The organism is Flavobacterium cucumis (assembly GCF_900148835.1).
In the GTDB taxonomy this organism is placed as follows: domain Bacteria; phylum Bacteroidota; class Bacteroidia; order Flavobacteriales; family Flavobacteriaceae; genus Flavobacterium; species Flavobacterium cucumis.
Window position 1 is genome coordinate 112,060 of record NZ_FRYK01000002.1, and the last position, 18,339, is coordinate 130,398.

Annotated in this window: 19 protein-coding genes and 1 pseudogene; 11 read left to right on the forward strand and 9 right to left on the reverse strand. The window is 31.8% G+C overall.

The window, feature by feature from the left end; translation table 11 throughout:
- The first annotated feature begins 169 nt into the window (after positions 1-169).
- Both BUE95_RS06520 and BUE95_RS06525 read left to right on the forward strand, forming a co-directional pair.
- Positions 170-1,585, forward strand: coding sequence for an L-serine ammonia-lyase (locus BUE95_RS06520; RefSeq protein ID WP_073582693.1), 1,416 nt, complete (start codon positions 170-172; stop codon positions 1,583-1,585).
- Positions 1,585-1,965 carry a ribosomal maturation YjgA family protein gene (locus BUE95_RS06525; RefSeq protein ID WP_073582695.1) on the forward strand — a complete coding sequence of 127 codons (381 nt, stop codon included), beginning with the start codon at positions 1,585-1,587 and terminating at the stop codon, positions 1,963-1,965. Before BUE95_RS06520 ends, BUE95_RS06525 begins: the two co-directional genes overlap by 1 nt.
- Here the strand turns inward: BUE95_RS06525 and BUE95_RS06530 are convergent.
- The 7 genes from BUE95_RS06530 to nhaD all read right to left on the reverse strand — a co-directional run bounded on the left by BUE95_RS06530 (position 1,940) and on the right by nhaD (position 8,171).
- Positions 1,940-2,989, reverse strand: coding sequence for a porin (locus BUE95_RS06530; protein ID WP_073582697.1), 1,050 nt, complete (start codon positions 2,987-2,989; stop codon positions 1,940-1,942). The genes BUE95_RS06525 and BUE95_RS06530 overlap by 26 nt on opposite strands.
- Entirely contained in the window at positions 2,967-4,319 is a 1,353-nt protein-coding gene (locus tag BUE95_RS06535) for a TrkH family potassium uptake protein (RefSeq protein ID WP_073582699.1), read from the reverse strand. The genes BUE95_RS06530 and BUE95_RS06535 overlap by 23 nt, the downstream gene beginning before the upstream one ends.
- Before the next feature lie 2 nt (positions 4,320-4,321).
- On the reverse strand, positions 4,322-4,582 hold the full coding sequence (locus BUE95_RS06540; RefSeq protein WP_073582701.1) for a hypothetical protein: 261 nt from the start codon (positions 4,580-4,582) through the stop codon (positions 4,322-4,324).
- 13 nt (positions 4,583-4,595) lie between these two features.
- Entirely contained in the window at positions 4,596-5,279 is a 684-nt protein-coding gene (locus tag BUE95_RS06545) for a response regulator (protein WP_073582703.1), read from the reverse strand.
- Positions 5,272-6,342, reverse strand: a complete 1,071-nt coding sequence (locus BUE95_RS06550) for a sensor histidine kinase (RefSeq protein WP_262494364.1) — start codon at positions 6,340-6,342, stop codon at positions 5,272-5,274. Before BUE95_RS06550 ends, BUE95_RS06545 begins: the two co-directional genes overlap by 8 nt.
- Before the next feature lie 90 nt (positions 6,343-6,432).
- Positions 6,433-6,873, reverse strand: a complete 441-nt coding sequence (locus BUE95_RS06555; protein ID WP_073582705.1) for a Cif family virulence factor — start codon at positions 6,871-6,873, stop codon at positions 6,433-6,435.
- An 11-nt stretch (positions 6,874-6,884) separates the two neighbouring features.
- On the reverse strand, positions 6,885-8,171 hold the full coding sequence (nhaD, locus tag BUE95_RS06560) for a sodium:proton antiporter NhaD (protein WP_073582707.1): 1,287 nt from the start codon (positions 8,169-8,171) through the stop codon (positions 6,885-6,887).
- Between the two features lie 128 nt (positions 8,172-8,299).
- Here nhaD and panB point away from each other — a divergent pair, with 128 nt between their 5' ends.
- The 8 genes from panB to BUE95_RS06600 all read left to right on the forward strand — a co-directional run bounded on the left by panB (position 8,300) and on the right by BUE95_RS06600 (position 15,316).
- Complete coding sequence (gene panB, locus BUE95_RS06565; RefSeq protein WP_073582709.1) at positions 8,300-9,118, forward strand: 3-methyl-2-oxobutanoate hydroxymethyltransferase; 819 nt, start codon at positions 8,300-8,302, stop codon at positions 9,116-9,118.
- A 2-nt stretch (positions 9,119-9,120) separates the two neighbouring features.
- On the forward strand, positions 9,121-9,819 hold the full coding sequence (locus BUE95_RS06570) for an RluA family pseudouridine synthase (protein WP_073582711.1): 699 nt from the start codon (positions 9,121-9,123) through the stop codon (positions 9,817-9,819).
- Between the two features lie 59 nt (positions 9,820-9,878).
- A complete protein-coding gene (locus tag BUE95_RS06575) occupies positions 9,879-11,882 on the forward strand; it encodes a response regulator (RefSeq protein ID WP_073582713.1) in 2,004 nt (667 codons plus the stop codon).
- A gap of 5 nt (positions 11,883-11,887) precedes the next feature.
- Complete coding sequence (locus BUE95_RS06580) at positions 11,888-13,243, forward strand: hypothetical protein (protein WP_073582715.1); 1,356 nt, start codon at positions 11,888-11,890, stop codon at positions 13,241-13,243.
- 20 nt (positions 13,244-13,263) lie between these two features.
- Complete coding sequence (ypfJ, locus tag BUE95_RS06585) at positions 13,264-14,121, forward strand: KPN_02809 family neutral zinc metallopeptidase (RefSeq protein ID WP_073582717.1); 858 nt, start codon at positions 13,264-13,266, stop codon at positions 14,119-14,121.
- Between the two features lie 5 nt (positions 14,122-14,126).
- Complete coding sequence (locus BUE95_RS06590) at positions 14,127-14,534, forward strand: SET domain-containing protein-lysine N-methyltransferase (protein ID WP_234977633.1); 408 nt, start codon at positions 14,127-14,129, stop codon at positions 14,532-14,534.
- A gap of 72 nt (positions 14,535-14,606) precedes the next feature.
- Positions 14,607-14,897 (forward strand): TIGR03643 family protein, encoded by a 291-nt coding sequence (locus BUE95_RS06595; protein WP_073582719.1) that lies wholly within the window; start codon positions 14,607-14,609, stop codon positions 14,895-14,897.
- A 2-nt stretch (positions 14,898-14,899) separates the two neighbouring features.
- Positions 14,900-15,316, forward strand: a complete 417-nt coding sequence (locus BUE95_RS06600; RefSeq protein WP_084530240.1) for a DUF2452 domain-containing protein — start codon at positions 14,900-14,902, stop codon at positions 15,314-15,316.
- A 54-nt stretch (positions 15,317-15,370) separates the two neighbouring features.
- Here BUE95_RS06600 and BUE95_RS06605 read toward each other — a convergent pair.
- Positions 15,371-15,601, reverse strand: a pseudogene (locus tag BUE95_RS06605) (magnesium chelatase subunit ChlI family protein); the annotation flags it as partial.
- A gap of 559 nt (positions 15,602-16,160) precedes the next feature.
- On the opposite strand from BUE95_RS06605, the gene BUE95_RS13870 reads away from it, so the two are divergent.
- Complete coding sequence (locus tag BUE95_RS13870; RefSeq protein ID WP_262494365.1) at positions 16,161-16,289, forward strand: hypothetical protein; 129 nt, start codon at positions 16,161-16,163, stop codon at positions 16,287-16,289.
- Positions 16,290-16,768: 479 nt separating this feature from the next.
- Here BUE95_RS13870 and BUE95_RS06610 read toward each other — a convergent pair whose 3' ends face one another.
- The gene (locus BUE95_RS06610) at positions 16,769-18,304 is read right to left on the reverse strand and encodes a YifB family Mg chelatase-like AAA ATPase (RefSeq protein WP_073582725.1); all 1,536 of its coding nucleotides are present in this window, start codon (positions 18,302-18,304) and stop codon (positions 16,769-16,771) included.
- Between the last annotated feature and the right edge of the window lie 35 nt (positions 18,305-18,339).

Genomic DNA, 18,339 nt, shown 5'->3' on the forward strand with positions numbered 1-18,339 from the left:
GTCAGGTTTAAAAAACTGACAACATGACAGAAAAAGTTTTTTTATACCTGCTATTAATTAATCTAACTTAGCATAGAAACAAAAGATTGTTAAAGAAATTTGTTATAAAATCAAATTCAACAACCCATTTTACCAAATCTAATTATATTTGTATTACTAAATTTTAGATATGGAATGTATATCCGTTTTTGATATGTTAAAAATTGGTGTTGGGCCATCAAGTTCTCACACCCTTGGACCTTGGCGTGCAGCAGAACAATTTTTAAAAGAATTACGCAATCGAAATCTAATTGATAATATTATTAGTGTTAAAGTAGATTTATATGGGTCTTTATCATTAACTGGCAAGGGGCACGCAACTGATCTAGCGGTAATGTTAGGTTTGAGTGGTGCTGATCCAGAATATATTCCTGTGGAAAGTATTGATGTAATTATTACAGCTATCAAAAATAAAAAAGAAATTTTCTTAGGGAATGAAATCTTAATTCCGTTTTGTTTTGAAACCGATATTGTTTTCAACAGAAACTTTTTACCTTTTCATGCCAACGGATTAACTTTTACAGCTAAAACCGATACCGAAACTTATTCGGAAACCTATTATTCTATTGGTGGCGGATTTGTTGTGAAGGAAAAAGAGGATCATCATAAAGAAGAAATTTTACATACTTTTCCATTTCCTGTTGAAAAAGCAGCAGAACTTTTAGCATATTGTACAGCAGAAAATAAGAAGATTTCGGAAATCGTTTACGAAAACGAAAAAACCATGCGAAGTGAAGAAGAAATTCACAACGAATTACTTCGTATCTGGGATACCATGTTAGAATGCATGTACATTGGATGTCATTCAGAAGGCATTCTTCCTGGTGGACTTAATGTGCGAAGAAGAGCATATGACATGCACAAAAACTTAATTGGTGTTTTACCTTATGAAGATCCATATTCGTGGTTACAAATCATCAGACAAACCGAAGTTAAATTCCGTCAGATATTAAAATGGGTAAGTTGTTTTGCATTAGCAGTAAATGAAGTTAATGCTTCATTAGGCCGAGTAGTTACAGCTCCTACTAACGGAAGTGCTGGCGTTATCCCTGCTGTTTTGATGTATTATTTAGTGATTGAAAATCATGAAGCGGGTGAAAAAGAAATCAAACAATTTTTAATGGTAGCAGGCGAAATCGGTTCTATATTTAAAAAAGGAGCTACAATATCTGCAGCTATGGGCGGTTGTCAGGCAGAAATTGGTGTTTCGAGTGCTATGGCAGCAGCAGCTTTGTGTGAATTAATGGGTGGAACCCCAGCTCAAGTTACTATGGCAGCTGAAATTGCAATGGAGCATCACTTAGGATTGACATGTGACCCAATTGGTGGTTTGGTACAAATTCCTTGTATTGAAAGAAATACTATGGGGGCAATTAAAGCCATAAATGCAGCAGAATTAGCCTTAGAAACCGATGCTTTAAATGCAAAAGTGCCATTAGACAAAGTAATCAACACCATGTGGGAAACTGCTAAAGACATGAATACCAAATACAAAGAAACTTCTGAAGGTGGTTTGGCTGTGGCGGTTGGATTAGCAGATTGTTAATGAAAAGTAATCGACAAAATTATTTTATCTCTATTATCTCGGTTTTGATACTTGGAATACTTTCAAGGAGAATATCGGGCATTCCGTTATTTATTGGTGACATTTTATATGCAGTTTTGATTTATTTTGGGTTTCGATTTTTAGCTGCTGATTCGAAAAAATCAGTTACCCTCCTACTGAGTTTACTTTTTTGTTTTAGTGTTGAAATACTACAATTGGCACAAATCGATTGGTTAATAGCTATTAGAAAAACCACTTTAGGTCATTATATTTTGGGTGAAGGTTTCCTTTGGTTGGATTTACTTTGTTATATAATGGGAAATTTGATGGCTTTTCTAATAGATGAGAAACTTATTAAAACTCAAAACTTAAACTTGTAGTAACAAAAAAGTTATTGGATTTATTATCAAAGAAAATTGCTTCTTTAGAATCTAAATATCGCGCTTCGGTTCTTAATTTTACTTTTGAGTTGGGTAAATAATCTAAATTTATAGAAGCTCCAGAGGTTTTGAAAGCATTAGAAGTAGCAACAATCACATTGTTTTCATCTTGATAATATTCAAATCGAAAAGCGGTCTGCCATTTTGTATTTATCGAATATTGCGCAATCAAAACGGGACTCATCCAAAACAAATGCTTATCATTCAACGAAGAGCTATCTTGAATTCCAAAATCAAATCCTAAAATGGTACGCCATTTCGAATTCCATGTGTTATCCCAATACAAATTATTGAAATAACGCATTGCTAATTCAGTTCCATAAAATTCTTTTCCTATAAAAGTACTCCAATTCAATGTGGATTTTTCAGAAGGTTTGAATACAATTTGCGTTCCTAAAGCTGGAGCAACGTCTTTTTGAGGTTTGTTGATGCGTTGCCAACCATTCGTTACTAATCCTGAAAAACTCCATTTGTCATTTGGTTTGTAATTATACTTGACTCCCGTCATAAAATAGGGCGAATTTTCCGCTAAAATAGAACGCGTTAAAGTCAAATTAGAAGCCGTAGTGGCCGATTCAAATCCGATGTAACTTGGCATAATTCCGACTTCAATGGATGCTTTTTTGGTATCATTTAAATACAATCCTACATAGGCTTCGCTTAGCAATTTTATATCTTCCGAAGCATAATTATCATCTACATACGTTCCTGCATGAACTGCAATTGATGCGTAAGTATTTCCGTATTGCAATTGCGTACGAATTAATCCATTGTTCACATTAAACTCATTGTGACGGTTGTAATTGTACATAAATGGAAGTTTAGTTTCTGTAGTTGGATTAGTAAAATCATACGCATAATACGTTTCTAAAAAACCAGAGACTTTAATTTTTAAAGAATCTTTTTCTTGAGCATTTCCTAAAAAGGATAAAAGCAGTACACTACACAGCCAAATCTGTTTCATTTTCAATTTTTTTATGTTGTTTTTTAGCTAAAATCGCTAATCCAAAAGTAATCACGCCTACCCTTCCAATAAACATGATGCTAATTAAAATTATTTTTCCCCAAACCGATAAACTTCCGGTAATTCCCATACTTAAACCAACGGTTCCAATGGCTGAAGTAGCTTCAAATAGCAACTTTTCTAAAGAATGATTTTCTGTAAAGCTCAACAAAAATACACTAAAAAATAAAATTGCTGTATAAAAAATAAAGGTCGAAACTGCCATTTCTAGTCGGTCAGCTGGGATTTTTTTACCTAAATAAGTCACTTTTGCTTGATTTCTTACTTTGCTCTTTACAATAGCAATTACTGCAGTTAAAGTTGTAATTTTCATACCACCACCCGTACTTGAAGGTGCTGCTCCAACGTACATTAGAAAAATAATTGTAAGTAAAACACCTAAAGTTAAATTACTTAACGGAATTGAATTGTATCCGGCAGTTGAAATAGCATTAACTGTTTGAAAAGAAGCAATTTCTAATCGTTCAAAAACTGGATAATGTTGTATAGTACTTTCTCCAAAAAAAGTAATTGCAGTTGCAATAAATAATACTCCAAAAAACGATAAAGTAATCATTTTTGTAGTAAACGAAATGGAATTCGATTTTTTTGAAAAATAATACCAAATATCGGTTACAACAATAAACCCTAATCCTCCAGAAATAGTTAAAAAGAGTACAATTCCATTTAAAAAAGTATTGGTTGCATAAGCTTCAAAACTGGTATTATACAAACTAAATCCTGCAGTACAAAAAGAGGAAACACTATGAAAAATACTGGTCCAAATGGTAAAAAAAGTATCGAAATGAATAGGCTTAAAAGCGAAATAAAATAAAACAGCTCCAATGATTTCTATAATAAATGTAAATACGATAACCGATTTTAAGAAATCCTGAATCTTAAATTCTTTTGGCATGGTAAACTCGTTATGCATAATTTTTTTATGCCAATGCGTAATTTGTTTTGTGGTAGAAAGTAAAATATAAGTCGTTAACGTCATATAACCAATTCCACCAATTTGAATCAATGTTAGAATTATAAATTGTCCAAAAAAGGTATAATTATCAAACGTACTCACCGTTGCTAATCCTGTGGTAGAAAGTGCTGATGTGGATGTAAAAAGTGTGTCAATGAAATCTGTTGGGATTTTCTGAGAAAAGGGCAAGGATAGAAAAATCCAACCCAAGACCATGTACATGAAAAATCCAAAAAACAAACTCTGTTGTGGATTTAATCGCAAATGAAATTTTAAGTATTCGCGTCTTACGGTTTGAAATAAAGTTTTAGGCATTATTATTTTTCAATTTTAAATTTATAATAGTTTTTAATAAAGTGCGAAGCATGGACTAATCCGAGTTTTTCGGCAACTAAACTCAAATCATTGAGTTGATTTTCTAAGGCGTCTTCTCGTTGTGGACATTGATTAATTTTGATAAACTCTCGAAGCCAATAATCTGAATTTGAATTAGATTGTAGTGTACAAATTGCGCTATTTAAAGACAAACTATCGCTGTTGCTTGGCACATTAGCTGTGTTGCTGTCTGAATTTTCCATATGTAATGATTTTTTATGTCAGAATAAATCGATAACCAATTCCGCTTTCGGTGAGAATCATTTCGGGATGATTGGCATCTTTCTCAATTTTCTTTCTTAATTGTGCTACAAACACACGTAGATATTGGGTTTGGTCGTTATAACTTTTTCCCCAAATTTCTTTTAATAAGTATTGATGTGTTAATACTTTTCCTTCGTTTTTTGCCAAAATGGCTAATAAATTAAACTCGGTTTGCGTTAGTTTAACTTCTTCATTACTCACTTTTACAATTCGAGCTACCAAATCAATTGAAAAATTAGATGAACTAATTATTGGTTCTGAAGCTTCTTTAATGTGATTTCTAATGTGAGAACGCACTCTTGCTAATAATTCCTGTATTCTAAAAGGCTTTATCAAATAATCATTTGCTCCATTATCCAACGCTTTTACAATTTCTGATTCTTCACTTTTAACAGATAAAATCATAATGGGATTCAAATACCATTCGCGCAATTGTTGTAGCACTTTCTGTCCGTCAACATCGGGTAAACCGAGGTCAAGCATAATTAAATCGGGTTGAAAAGTGGCTGCAAAACGAATACCTTCTAATCCATTTTCGGCTAATTTTACCTCAAAATCATTCGTACTTAAAGTAATTTCTAAAAGTTTTCTGATTTGCGATTCATCATCTATGACTAAAATTTGGCGCTTATTCATTTTCTGTCGGATTAAATTTTGAAACTTCAGTTTTAATTTTGATTATGAATTTTGCTCCACCTTCTACTCTATTTTCTAAAGTTACAGTCCCATTTTGTGCTTCTATAAAACCTTTCACAATGGATAATCCTAAACCAGAACCACCAGGTCGCGAATTTTTAAGTCGGTAAAATTTATCAAAAACAAGAGCAATTTCATCTTCTGGAAAACCATTTCCTTGGTCTAAAATTGCAATTTGTAATGTATCATCAGTATATGATAAATTGATTGTTATTGTACTTTTTTGCGGCGTATAGATTATGGCATTATTCAATAGATTATAGATTACATGCTCTATCAAACCGTAATCCAATTTAAAAAGAGGTAAATTTTCAGATACATTGACAACTATTTTTTGTGAATACGATTTAATTTTCAGCGCTCTAATTACCTCATATACAATTTCATTCAAATCAACCCAATCCATTTTTGAAACAATAACACCCGATTCTAATCGTGACATATTCAATAAATTTTCAACTTGATTATTGAGTCGTAAAGAAGCAATTGAAATTTCTTCTAGTAATTTTTCTTTCTGATTTTCGGTCATTATTGTATTGCTTTGGAGTGCATCGGTTGAACCAATAATGGCTGCAATAGGCGTTTTTAATTCGTGTGATAAACTATCTAAAAGAGTGTTATAGAGTTTTATAGATTTTAATTTCGACTCTTTTTCATTTGCAATTCGTTCAATTTGTCTTATTTTAAAGGTTAAAACAGCATTAATTAACGCAATAACAAAATACATAAAGAACATAAATTGGTCTTCTGTATTTCCGATATGAAACGTAAAATAAGGTTTGATAAAAAAGAAATTCCAAATTAAAGCACTCAAAACAGCAGCTAATAATGTAGGAACAATTCTATAAAACATGGCTACAAACGAAACGGTAACCAAAAGAATAAAAGCAATAACCTTATATCCAATAATTTCTTTAAATGCAAAGCATGCAAGCGAAACCAGCACAACCAATATTATGCTGAAAATATATTGATTATTAAGATTTGATGTTCTACTAAACACGCTTTAAAACTTTACCATTGAATTACTTGGCAAAGATAAGTTGGGTTTTATAAATAGCGTATAAAAGAAGTGCTAATAAGTATAAAGATTTTATAAAGATTTCTTTCTCCTCGTATCAATTAGATGAATAATTTGCCATTTCCCGTTGTCATTATACAAAGTAAAAGCGTTTGCACCAATGTGACTTAGCTTATCGTTTACGTAAAACTCATAAGGAGTCCAAACGTGTGCTAAGTTGCCATCAATTTCTACTTTATAATCGATAAGTTTTTCAAAAATCTTCAAATTCGCAGGAATTGTTGCAATTGAATTTAAAAATTTATCAAACTTTTCGTCTTTTAATTTATAACCTTCTTTTGTATTGGCAACTGTTCGCATTACAATTTCAGAATGGCATAATTCTCTTAAAACAACTGTATCTTTTGCATGAAAAGCTGTAAAAAAATCATCTACCACTTTTTTTGGATTGGAATCTTGAGCAAAAATTGAACATGATAAACTAAAAAGTATCAGAAAGAATAGCGGTTTCATATTAATTCATTTTAATGTATTAGAAGCAATTGAATTAAATATGTTACAATTCCTGCAATATAACCCGCTATTGCTAATGGTGTGATTTTCTTTAAATACCACATAAAAGTAATTTTTTCTTTCTCCATTACAGCAATTCCTGCGGCAGAACCAATTACTAACATGCTACCACCAGTTCCAGCACACAGAGCAATGAACTCCCATAAGGAATGATCCATTGGATAGTCTGTCAAAGAAAACATCCCTTGTGTTGCAGCGACTAAACTTCCGTTATCGACAATTGAAGATAAAACTCCAATTACTACAATCATAGCGTTTGTATTTGGTAAGGTTTCAATTAAGAAATCAGCCATTTCTCTCAAAACACCTACTTCTTGCAAAGCAAAGACCATTAATAAAATTCCCATGAAATAAAGAATAGAACTAATATCTACTTTTGTTAATGCATATGCTACCGAGAATTTATCTTTTTCTTCTTGGGTCTTCTTTCTGTGATACATAATAGATACTAAAGAAACCATGGATAACGAAATTAAAACACCAATAAAAGGTGGTAATCCAGTTAACGTTTTTATTACTGGAACCATTACTAAACCGAAAACTCCCGCGATAAAAACACTCATACTTCCTCGCATTTTTTCTTCCTGACGCACTTGAGCCATAGAAATTTGAGCACGAAGAACTGCAAAACCTTTCATTCTAAAACTTGCAACAACAACCGGAACCAATAATACCATAATTGAAGGTAATATCAATGCCTTTACAATTCCAAAAGAACTAACCTGTCCACCAATCCACAATAAAGTTGTAGTCACGTCTCCTATCGGACTAAAAGCTCCTCCTGCATTAGCTGCAATCACAACTATACCAATCAATTCCATTCTAATCTCTCCTTTTGGCATTAATTTTCTAAGCAGTGTAACCATGATAATTGCTGTTGCTAAATTATCTAACAACGCAGATAAAATAAATGTAACAAAAGCAACTATCCATAATAATCTTAAAACCGATGTAGTCCTAATTCTTCTGGTAATTACAGTAAAACCTTTATGTATATCAATTAATTCAACAATTGTCATGGCACCCATTAGAAAAATAAGTAAGCCGGAAATCTCTCCAAAGTATCCCATTAACTTTTCAGTTATTAGATGCTGATGATCATAACCAAAAATTGCAATTACGACCCAACAAATTGTTCCTGTAAGCAATGCTGTAATTGTCTTGTTTATTTTGATGGGAGATTCAAAAATCACCATTGAATATCCTACAATAGCTACTAAAAGAAGTATAAAAATCATTTTTTTTAATTAAACGGCACTAAATTAAAATATTAAATTAACATTAATTTAATATTTGATAAATATTTTAGGTTACTAAGTAAAAGAAACTAACATTTATTACCTTTGTTTTTTTAATAACTCAAAACATGTCAGTAGCAAAGAAAGATTACAAAAGAATTACAACAAGAACTTTAATTGATATGAAAGAAAATGGAGAAAAAATATCCATGTTAACTTCATATGATTTTACAATGGCAAAAATTGTTGATTCTGCAGGAGTTGATGTCATTTTAGTTGGGGATTCTGCAAGTAATGTTATGGCGGGACATGAGACTACTCTCCCTATTACGTTAGACCAAATGATTTATCATGCTTCAAGTGTTGTTAGAGCGTGCGAAAGAGCTTTAGTCGTTGTAGATTTACCTTTTGGAAGTTATCAATCCGATTCTAAAGAAGCATTACGCTCTGCCATTCGAATTATGAAAGAAAGCGGAGGACATGCTGTAAAACTTGAAGGAGGAAGTGAAATTAAAGACTCTATCAAGAAAATTTTAAATGCAGGAATTCCTGTAATGGGACATTTAGGGTTAACGCCACAATCAATCTATAAATTCGGTACTTATACAGTGCGAGCAAAAGAAGATGCTGAAGCAGAAAAATTAATTGAAGATGCTAAAATGTTAGAGCGACTAGGATGTTTTGCATTAGTTTTAGAAAAAATACCCGCTACATTAGCTGAAAAAGTAGCGAAAAGCATTTCCATTCCTGTTATTGGAATCGGAGCAGGCAGTGGTGTAGATGGACAAGTATTAGTCATTCACGACATGTTAGGGATGAATAATGAATTTAGCCCAAGATTTTTGCGTCGTTACTTAGATTTATATGAGCAAATGACTCAAGCCATTGGTCAATATGTTACAGATGTAAAATCGCAAGATTTTCCTAATGCGAACGAACAATATTAATAGTGTCTACTAAAGAAATCTCAACTAAAGATAATCTCCAAATTATTCACGAAGACAATCACATCATTGTCATCAATAAGCGTGTGGGCGACATTGTTCAAGGTGATAAAACGGGAGACAAACCTCTTTCTGATGTAGTAAAAGAATATATTAAAGAAAAATATAACAAACCTGGAGATGTTTTTTTGGGAGTTGTACATCGTTTAGACAGGCCAACCACCGGAATTGTTATATTTGCAAAAACTTCAAAAGCCCTATCCCGTTTAAACGAAACATTCAAAAACAGAGAAACTCAAAAAACCTATTGGGCTGTAGTTAAAAATTGTCCTCCCAAAGAAAAAGATACTTTAATTCATTTTCTCAAAAGAAATACTAAAAATAATACTTCAAAAGCACATTTAAAAGAAGTTCCCGATAGCAAAAAAGCAAGTTTAAGTTATCAAATTATCAAAAAACTAGATCATTATTTTGTTTTAGAAATTGACTTACACACGGGAAGACACCATCAAATTAGAGCACAACTTCAAGCAATTGGTTGTCCGATTAAAGGAGATTTAAAATATGGGTTCGACAGAAGTAATACTGATGGAGGGATTCATTTGCATGCAAGAAAAATAATTTTAAACCATCCCGTGACTAAAGTTTCGATGATATTTGTGGCAATAACACCACAAGACTCTATTTGGAGTTCAATGATTTAAGATTTTTTTTGAATTTTTAATTAATTTTTATTAAATTTATTGCAATCAAAACCAGTGCAATGAATGATTTTTCAAATTCACTTTTCGATGCGCAACAAAAAATCAAATCCCTTGAAGTAGAATTAGCGTATTATAAAAATAGAGATGCACTACAACAAAACTTTGAGTATTTCTTCAATGAAACAACAGATTTAATTTGCATTGCCAATCTTGACGGATATTTTCTGAAGATTAACAATGCATTTACAAACACTTTAGGTTATTCTGAAACTGAACTTATTTCCGAGAAGTTCATTCGCTATGTTCATCCAGACGATGTTGATAAAACGTTGTCTGAACTGAGGAACTTAAAAGAAGGCATTAACACCATTAATTTCAAAAATCGTTATCAAAAAAAAGATGGGAGTAACATATGGCTTCAATGGATTTCAACTGTCAATAAAGAAACAAAAATAATTTTTGCTATAGCAAGAGATGTAACTGAAATAATCACAACTCAAGAAAAATTAACTCAAAGTGAAAAATTACTTAATGAATCCCAAAAAATGGCTAAAATCGGAAGTTGGGAATTCGACTTAAATACAAACGAACTTTATTGGTCTGACGAACTTTATAATATTTTTGAAATAAACAAAAATATCAAAAAAGACCTATCGGACGTTTACATGAATAAAATACCTGTTGAAGACAAAAAGAAATTAATTGAATTGGCTGAAAAATCTATCCTTGAAAAAAAATCTTACGAGGTTGAACATCGCTTTGTAACAACTGATAATAAAACTAAATGGTTACTCGGTTTTGGGGAACCCATTTTAAATAAAGATCGAGAAGTAATCAAATTAAGAGGTATAGCAAAAGACATCACTGAAAAAAAAGAAATAGATGCAGCTATAAAAGCAAAAGAGTTTGCTGAACTTGCAAATCGAGCAAAATCAGAGTTTTTAGCCAACATGAGTCACGAAATCAGAACCCCTTTAAATGGTGTAATTGGATTTTCAGATTTATTGTTAAAAACAAAACTTGATGCAAACCAAACCATCTACATGAATAACGTTAATCATTCAGCTAATTTATTACTTGATATCATTAATGATATTTTAGACTTTTCAAAAATTGAATCTGGAAAATTTGAATTATTTCCTGAGCCTGTAAACATTCGGCTATTATCGCAACAAGTAATTGATTTATTTAAAACTCACATTATCAATAAAAAAATCGATTTAACCCTTCTTATATCGGAAAAAGTACCTGAATTTATCTTTGCCGATATCGTAAAATTAAAACAAGTGTTGGTGAACTTAATAGGAAATGCAGTAAAGTTCACTAATTTTGGTGAAGTTGTACTTCAAATAGAAGAAATTAAAAACTTTAAAAATAAATTTACTACTTTACGTTTTTCTGTCATCGATACTGGAATTGGAATAAAAAAAGAAAACTTAAATAAAATTTTTCAATCTTTCGTTCAAGAAGATGCCTCTAACAATAAAAAATTTGGAGGTACAGGTCTTGGTTTATCTATTTCTAACAGAATATTGGAAAAGTGCAACAGTAAGATTGAAGTAAATAGTGTACATGGGGAGGGAAGCGATTTTAATTTCAAAGTAACATTTAAAATATTTCCGTCTTTTAAATTGGAAAATCAAGATTTAGATCTACATACCCAAACAAAAATTGAACATAAAAATGAATATAATCAAAAATCAAACATTCTAATTGTAGAAGATAATAAAATAAACATGTTACTCTGCAAAAAAATGATAAAGTTTATTTCTCCAAATTGCACTATATTTGAAGTTGAAAATGGTCAGGAGGCATTAGAATTATTAGAAAAAACAAAAGTAGATTTAATTCTTTTAGACATCCAAATGCCCATAAAAAATGGTTATGAAACTACGATTGAAATTAGAAAAAACAATAAATTAAAAAATTTACCTATTATCGCGCTCACTGCTGGAATTATGGTAGGAGAAAAAGAAAAATGTTTCGATTCTGGCATGAATGACTATATCTCTAAACCTTTTAAACTATCAGAATTACAAACTGTTATTAACAAGTATACTTAAATTACATGAGAATCATTACCTCTATTTTAGTCTTTGGTTTAATGGCCAATTCTATTTTTTCACAGGAACACTTTAGTGGTATTTCTACTTCTAAAAGAGGCGGTCTTTTGAATGCCAACAATAATGCCGCTGAATTGCTAAATATGAACTCAAAATTTGAGGCAAATATTTTCAACTTCTCTCTTGGAATGGCAAACAATAAACTATCATTCAACGATTTAATTGATGGGAACAACCTTGAAGATAAAATTTTTGAAGGTAATGAAGCTGTTAATTTAAGATTGGATGCTCAAATACTAGGCCCTTCTTTTGCAATGAAGTACAAAAAATGGGGGTTTGGAATTACTTCTTTGGCTAATATTAAAGCTAATGTGATTAACGTTGATTCAAAACTTGGAGATGCACTTCAAAATGGCAGCCTAAGTGATATATTTTCTCAAACAGTTGTTTCTTCCAGTGAAAATCAAAGATTAAACGCTACAACATGGGGTGAACTCGGATTTACTGTCGCAAGAAATGTAGTAGATTTACCCAAACACAAAATTAACGTTGGAACTAATTTAAGATTGTTGTTCCCAGGAGCATATGCTAATTTCTCTGCAAATAACTTAAGCGGTACAATCGTAAATACCTTTGGTGATGTTTCATTAGTAGACGCATCCGCAAACATTAACATTGCCTATGCAGGAGTTTTAGCAGATAATTTTAATGATCAAGGTAATTATAACGATTTTTTTTCTCAAGGAGTAAATGGCTTTGCTGCTGATATTGCCCTAAATTATAGATGGAAAGATGAGAACGACGCAAATAGTTATCGCCTAAATGCGGGTCTTTCTGTTAAGAACATTGGGGCAATGACTTTTAAATCTGATAACAATCTCAGTAAAAACTATGTCTTGAATGTTGATAATCTAGAAAGTTTAGACTTAAATCAATTTGAGGATGTTGAGAGTTTTAGTCAATTAGAAGCAATATTAAACGACCCTGCAAATGCAGCTTATTTTCAGTCAACCTCAAGCACAGCGGATTATTCCATACAATTACCTACCGTAATTAACGCCTATGCAGATGTTAGAATAACGAAAAAGTGGTTTGTTACAGGAAGCATAAATCAGAAAGTGAATGATGATAGCGAAAATGACAGGGTTACCAGCCAAAATTCATACACCTTAATTCCTAGATTTACAACAAAATGGTTTGAAGCATTTGCACCATTGGCATCTAACGAAATATCTGGATTCACTAGTGGTATCGGATTTAGATTTTCAGGCTTTTTCATAGGGTCAAATAGTATCTTTACAGCATTAGCTGATAGTGGAAAACAAGCCGATTTATATTTGGGAGTTCGTTTTGGATTTTAATAATTTTAAAGGTATAACTTATGAAATGGAAAGGTAGACGTCAAAGTGATAACGTTGAAGACAGAAGAGGAATGTCGGGCAGTGGTAAAGTTATTGCTGGTGGAGGTATAATTGGTATCATAATCTTACTGTTAAATATATTTGGCGGTGAAAATGCCAAAATGATAACACCAATGTTGGAACAAATAAATCAAAGCCAATCTACTACTCCAACAGAGCAAAGAGAACTTACTGCAGAAGAAAAGGAAATGGGAGAATTTGTAGCTACCGTTTTTGCAGACACGGAAGATGTTTGGATAAAAATTTTCAACGAAAATAATTTAGGCACCTATCAACAACCTAAGATGGTATTATTCTCTGGCGCTGTTGAAACTGCCTGTGGTGGTGCAAGTTCGGCTTCAGGTCCATTTTATTGTCCTGGAGATCAAAAGGTATACATGGATTTGACTTTTTTTGAAGAACTGCGTACTAGATTTGGTGCAAAAGGAGGCGATTTTGCTATTGCTTATGTTATTGCACATGAAGTAGGACATCATGTACAAACTATATTAGGAACTTCTGGTAAAGTCAGAAAACTTCAACAATCAAGAAGCGATTTAGAAGCAAACAAATTATCGGTTTGTTTAGAACTTCAAGCAGACTTTTATGGTGGCCTATGGGCGCATTACAACCAAAAATATTTGGAAGAAGGCGATATTGAAGAAGCGTTGAGTGCCGCTCACGCTGTAGGTGACGATGCTATTCAAAGTAAAATGCAAGGTCATGTTGTTCCTGATTCTTTTACTCATGGGACATCGGAACAGCGTATGAAATGGTTTATGAAAGGTTTTAAAACTGGCGATATCCAATTAGGCGATACTTTTGCCGAAGAACTATAATCATTTTGAAAATTGAAGCACCCGAATCTGATTATTTGTATATTCAAGATTCTCAAATACCAAATGCTGGAAAAGGGTTATTTACGGCAATTGACATTTATCCAAATGAGATAATCGCACTTTTTAAAGGAGAAATTTTAACTGAAGAGGAAACTCAAAAAAGAGTTTTAGAAGGAAATGACCGCTATTTTATTAATATGATAGACGGAACCATATTAGATTCTATGCCTGTGGATTGTTTTGCTAAATATGCTAATGATGCCGAAGCTTTCTCCAAAATAGAACTTAAAAATAATTCCAAAATAACTTTAGACGATGATGATAATGTTTGCATCGTAGCTACAAAGAAAATCAAATACCAACAAGAAATATTTTGTAGCTATGGTGTAAAATATTGGAAAAAACATAAATAAATCAAATCTAGCGTTATTTAAAATATTTTTTTTGTAATTTTGTTTAGTTATTTAAATTAAAGTTTAAACAAAATGAATGTTTCGTCCAAAAAAGAATTCACACCTCTTGAGATTGACCGAATAATTGAAATGGCTTGGGAAGACAGAACCCCTTTTGATGCTATAAAATTTCAATTCGGTTTAAGTGAAGCTGATGTGAAAGTACTAATGAAAAAAGAACTCAAATTCAGTAGCTACAAACTATGGAGAAAAAGAGTTGAAAATTGCAAAACGAAACATTTAGCCAAACGAGTTGAAGGCATTGATAGATTCAAATGCAAACTTCAAAGAGCCATAACTAACAATAAAATTTCTAAAAGATAAAAATGAAAAGCAAAATTCCTGATAATGTAGTTTTTTCTGAAGAAAATGGATACAATGCAAATGTACTCGCTTATCCTACTAGTGTTGGTGCGCCAGCAATTAAATTGGATAACGTTGTGGATTGGAAAAATATTGGTATTCGAAACGTAAACAAAGAATTTGAAAGTAAGTTTAATGAACTAAAAGCTGAATATGAAAAATTAATGCAAGAATATGAATGGAATGAAATTTTATACAATGCTAAATATTCATTTGAACCAATAATTGGTGAAACTTATCATTTGTACTTGGCAAAAGACGGTTCAAATTTTCTTTCGTTAATTCATCCAGATTTCTGGAATAAAGAACATATTGGTTCCTTTAAACTAAATAGCAACAAAAAATGGATTCAAATCGATTCCAAACAAGATACTTTTTAAATTATTGAATTCTTCTAGCATTAATCAGAAGAATTCAATAATTAAAACTTCAAACTAGCCTAACCATCCTTCCCTATCCAAACTTCTGTATTGAATTGCTTCTGCAATATGATGTGATTGAATGGACTCAGAATTCTCTAAATCGGCAATAGTTCTTGAAACTTTTAGAATTCTATCATACGCTCTGGCGGATAAATTCAATCGTTCCATAGCCGTTTTTAATAATTGCAACGAAACCTCATCTAGAGCACAAAATTCACAAATTAATTTGCTACTCATTTGGGCAATATGACTATAGTCTATTAATGCACAATAATAGAATTTTTGAAAAATGTACGGACAAAAATTTCTTTAAATAAATTGATATCTTTACAAAAGAAATCTAACAACAATCTAATTATAAGATTGATTTTGTTGCTGGATGTAGTGGTTTATTGATAGTTGTTAGTGGTTTAACTTTTCAATTCTTTTTTCCATCGAACTAAAATCGGCATAAGTGCTGTATTATATAGGTTTTTGTAAGAATTATGAAAAGAAACTACACTTTTAACATACTGAATATCAGTTGTTTAAAAACCTATGATAATTTACTGACAATTGTAATTCTTGTTAAAAACTTGCTTCAATTGTGAATAAGTTTGACTTTCTTTTCTCGTTTGAATTAACAAACTTTGTAAAATAATAAAAAGGCTAAATGCCTAGTAAGCATTTAGCCTTGATGATGGTTACATTTATTTAAGCAAGTCGGATAAATAAATGATGTTCTTTGAAATCTGTTACGTTTAAGTTGCGCCAACAACTTAAACATTAATTATTAATCATTTTAAACAAAAACTTCTTCATTATGTGTTTCATTAGCGAACAGAATGCACCAGAAGGTTACGCTTGGATGATTTGCAAATGTGTTACCAAAAATGGTAAGAAACGTTGCAAAGAACAAGGTAACTACAAGTTCTTAGTTAAAAAGAAGTAATGAAATACTTCCTTAAAACTTATCAGTTTGTCAAAGATTAATTTCTGTTGATTTTAGAACCTTAACACCCATCCGACTGTGGGTGTTTTTTTTTATTAATTACATTGGTAAATTTATATAATTGATATCGAAATATCTAACGTGTTAATAAATTTTACGATATCGAAAATTTTAAAACGCTAATTTACTGATTATTAATTGATTAAAAAAACGAATACAATAAAAAGTTTTTAAAAAACACATAAAAAAGTGTTTATAACGTACAAGAAAAATTGTTTTTATACAAAAAAACAACTACTTTTTGTAATTATAGTACATCAAAACTACAACTAAAGTTAAACTAATTTACAACTAAAGTTACACTATGAATATCATTGAAATCATCTTATCAATTCCTTTTATAATTCTTTGTATTTAGATATTATATAAAGCAATTGAAACTGCTAAGTATAATGGTTATAATTTTTCTCAATTTTATTTTATCCTAACCACCCTTCCCTATCCAAACTACGATACTGAATAGCTTCTGCAATATGATGTGATTGAATACTATCCGAATTCTCTAAATCGGCAATAGTTCTTGAAACTTTTAGAATTCTATCATACGCTCTAGCGGACAAATTTAATCGTTCCATGGCGGTTTTTAGTAATTGCAACGAAACCTCATCTAAAGCACAAAATTCACGAATTAGTTTACTACTCATTTGCGCATTGTAATGAATATATTCATAGTTTTCAAATCGCTGTGATTGTATTTCTCTAGCTTTGGTTACTCGTTCTCTAATAGATACGCTACTTTCAGCTTTTCGAGTTTCAGTTAGTTTTTCAAAAGGAACTGGTGTTACTTCAATATGAATATCAATTCTATCCAATAAAGGTCCCGAAATTTTACTCAAATACCGTTGCATTTCCATTGGAGAGGAACTTACAGGCGCATTCGGATCATTAAAATAACCTCCAGGGCTCGGATTCATACTCGCCACCAACATAAACGAAGATGGATAAGTAATTGTAAATTTCGCTCGTGAAATGGTCACTTCTCTGTCCTCTAAAGGTTGACGCATAACTTCAAGAACTTCTCGCTTAAATTCGGGTAATTCGTCTAAAAATAAAACGCCATTATGAGCCAAAGAGATTTCACCAGGTTGTGGATAACTCCCTCCACCGACTAATGAAACTGATGAAGCCGTATGATGCGGACTTCTAAAAGGACGTTGGGTCATCAAACCTACATCCTTAGTTTTTCCTGCTACAGAATGAATTTTCGTTGTTTCAAGTGCTTCTCGCATTGTCATCGGGGGTAAAATACTAGGCAAACGTTTCGCTAACATCGTTTTCCCAGAACCTGGAGGACCTATTAAAATAATATTATGCCCACCAGCAGCAGCAATTTCCATACATCGTTTAATCCCTTCTTGCCCTTTGACATCGGAAAAATCATATTCTGGAAAATCTAAAGTTTTATTGAATTCTTCAGTTGTATCAACTTTAGTAGGAATCAAATCTAATTTTCCTTCAAAAAAATTAATAACTTGCAACACGTTTTCAACTCCATAAACATCAAGCCCGTCAACTATAGCTGCTTCTTTTACATTTTGAAAAGGTAAAATTAAACCTTTAAAACCTTCTTCTTTTGCTTTAATTGCTATTGATAATGCGCCTTTTATCGGTTGTAAACTTCCATCTAAAGACAATTCTCCCATAATTACATAATTATGAATATCTTCTGATTTAATTTGAGAAGAAGCAGCTAAAATGCCTATTGCTAATGTTAAATCATAAGCAGAACCCTCTTTTCGCAAATCGGCTGGAGCCATATTTACGGTAATTTTTTTTCCAGGAAAATTGAAATTATTGTTTTTAAGAGCTGCAGCTATACGATAACTACTTTCTTTAATAGCGGAATCAGGTAACCCTACCAAGTGGTAGCCAACTCCTTTATCAATATTAACTTCTACAGTAATGGTTGTGGCTTCAACACCAAAAACGGCGCTTCCGAATACTTTTACTAACATGGCTTAAATAATTTTAAATGGCTTATACAGATGCA

Excerpts from the sequence above, each read along its gene's own strand:
- BUE95_RS06520 (WP_073582693.1), top strand. The coding sequence starts at position 170 with ATGGAATGTATATCCGTTTTTGATATGTTAAAAATTGGTGTTGGGCCA.
- BUE95_RS06525 (WP_073582695.1), top strand. The coding sequence starts at position 1,585 with ATGAAAAGTAATCGACAAAATTATTTTATCTCTATTATCTCGGTTTTG.
- BUE95_RS06530 (WP_073582697.1), bottom strand. The coding sequence starts at position 2,989 with ATGAAACAGATTTGGCTGTGTAGTGTACTGCTTTTATCCTTTTTAGGA.
- BUE95_RS06535 (WP_073582699.1), bottom strand. The coding sequence starts at position 4,319 with ATGCCTAAAACTTTATTTCAAACCGTAAGACGCGAATACTTAAAATTT.
- BUE95_RS06540 (WP_073582701.1), bottom strand. The coding sequence starts at position 4,582 with ATGGAAAATTCAGACAGCAACACAGCTAATGTGCCAAGCAACAGCGAT.
- BUE95_RS06545 (WP_073582703.1), bottom strand. The coding sequence starts at position 5,279 with ATGAATAAGCGCCAAATTTTAGTCATAGATGATGAATCGCAAATCAGA.
- BUE95_RS06555 (WP_073582705.1), bottom strand. The coding sequence starts at position 6,873 with ATGAAACCGCTATTCTTTCTGATACTTTTTAGTTTATCATGTTCAATT.
- nhaD (WP_073582707.1), bottom strand. The coding sequence starts at position 8,171 with ATGATTTTTATACTTCTTTTAGTAGCTATTGTAGGATATTCAATGGTG.
- panB (WP_073582709.1), top strand. The coding sequence starts at position 8,300 with ATGTCAGTAGCAAAGAAAGATTACAAAAGAATTACAACAAGAACTTTA.
- BUE95_RS06575 (WP_073582713.1), top strand. The coding sequence starts at position 9,879 with ATGAATGATTTTTCAAATTCACTTTTCGATGCGCAACAAAAAATCAAA.
- BUE95_RS06580 (WP_073582715.1), top strand. The coding sequence starts at position 11,888 with ATGAGAATCATTACCTCTATTTTAGTCTTTGGTTTAATGGCCAATTCT.
- ypfJ (WP_073582717.1), top strand. The coding sequence starts at position 13,264 with ATGAAATGGAAAGGTAGACGTCAAAGTGATAACGTTGAAGACAGAAGA.
- BUE95_RS06595 (WP_073582719.1), top strand. The coding sequence starts at position 14,607 with ATGAATGTTTCGTCCAAAAAAGAATTCACACCTCTTGAGATTGACCGA.
- BUE95_RS06600 (WP_084530240.1), top strand. The coding sequence starts at position 14,900 with ATGAAAAGCAAAATTCCTGATAATGTAGTTTTTTCTGAAGAAAATGGA.
- BUE95_RS13870 (WP_262494365.1), top strand. The coding sequence starts at position 16,161 with ATGTGTTTCATTAGCGAACAGAATGCACCAGAAGGTTACGCTTGGATG.
- BUE95_RS06610 (WP_073582725.1), bottom strand. The coding sequence starts at position 18,304 with ATGTTAGTAAAAGTATTCGGAAGCGCCGTTTTTGGTGTTGAAGCCACA.